Annotated in this window: 2 protein-coding genes; both read right to left on the bottom strand. The window is 40.5% G+C overall.

Annotated features, from left to right (window positions below; translation table 11 throughout):
• Positions 1–575: hypothetical protein (locus DD606_RS25160; protein WP_139158376.1), on the bottom strand; the 575-nt coding region annotated here is incomplete at its 3' end.
• Between the two features lie 764 nt (positions 576–1339).
• Positions 1340–1520, bottom strand: a 181-nt coding sequence (locus DD606_RS26070; RefSeq protein ID WP_176691495.1) for a hypothetical protein, incomplete at its 5' end; no start/stop codon positions are given.

The raw sequence follows: 1520 nt of genomic DNA, 5'->3' as shown, positions 1-1520 counted from the left end.
GTATTGATTGATTCTGTTGTGGCAGTGTCCTTGGGTTGAGATTTTTCTACATTGGCTTTGTCTTGATCACCTGCTTTCGTTGATCTTGGCTTGTTTTGTTGTAATATTGCACCTTTTTCTTGCAACTGTTGAGCATTGTGTGCCTGCATTTGAGTAACTTTTGATCTTAGAAGATGCACTATACTTTCTGGCAGAATCTGACTCTTCGGAGGAGATTTTGGTGATGACCTTTGTGTAGCCTTCTGGACTCTAGCTTTCATTGATTTTGCCTTTTTTGTATCCTGTTCTGGAAGCTTGAGGCTTTGCATCATCTTTAGATAGTCCTTGACTTCAGTCTTACCATCCATAGGGGTTTGTACAAGGTCATGATCTTGCTGATATTCATTACCATGTGCATCTTGATATGCATATGTGAGCTTGGTCACATGCAACTGTTTGAACACTATTGGATTTGTCGGCTTTTGGCTTTGACTCGTGGAGATCAAGTGAAACTTCTGTCCTTGATGATATTCATAGAAGAATTTGTCTGTAGACTCCGATGGAATTTGGATCAATTGGAAGCTTCCAACAATCATATGATCTTTCAATGGTTTGTGCTTTGAAGAGGTATGTTGGCTAGAAGCTCTAGGGCTTCTAACTGGTGTAGCATTTCTTGGTACATAAGCTGAGCTTGATGGATTTACAGCTCCCCCCTTCCTAGGGTAATCACTATAGCCTCCTTCATTATGAGAGTTCAAAACTATTTGGTTCTAGTTTGATCTCACCTTTTGGGACTGTGAAGGTACACTTGGGTAGCAATGTTGATGTTTGGCATCTGTAAACCTTCTGCATAGTTTCCTATGTATCTTCGTGAAACATGACAAATTATTCCCCAAGTCAAGCTGTAGATAGCATTATCTTTGCCCTGATATTGTCTATCCCATGGGTCTCCTATGATATGAGCTTCTATGGTTTCAGGACCCAAGGCATCATAGATGCTAGACTCTCGTCTATATCTACGATTGTTTTGGTCAAAGTATATGCTCGTTTGGTCACAACATCGAAGCTTGATTTCCGATGGAGGAGAGTTTGGCTCTGAACAGATTTCTGGGTTCACTCGGGTAATATCCTTCAGCTCTAGAGAGGATGGGCTATAATAGATTCTTTCCTCTGAAATGAGCCATCCTTTCTGATCTATCACTGGACGCACTTCTATGAGCTGGTATGTGGGCCTTTCAAACACTGGTTGATCCTTTTTGTACAGTTTCCCTTTTTGGTCTACATAGTGTGCATATGAATTATGTGTACCATACAAAGCTAACATCATTCTGTTTGATGTGTCCCTTAGACTCGTGAATAATCACACTTGTGGCAATGGATGAGCAAACCTAATGGTCTTTTCAACATTAGGTGACATCTGGACACCTTGACCAACTTCATGCAGGAATTTGTTGTTTAAAGAATCAATTTTAAGCTTTTCAGGTGCCTGTGCATCTTTATGCTGATTTTTTACAGGTAGACAACGCTCAATTGGCTTTACG

This window comes from Enterobacter cloacae complex sp. GF14B (assembly GCF_004136805.1).
Classification (GTDB): Bacteria; Pseudomonadota; Gammaproteobacteria; order Enterobacterales; family Enterobacteriaceae; genus Enterobacter; species Enterobacter hormaechei_C.
The sequence above is the reverse complement of the archived record's forward strand: the minus strand, read 5'-3'. Positions and strand labels throughout refer to the sequence as shown.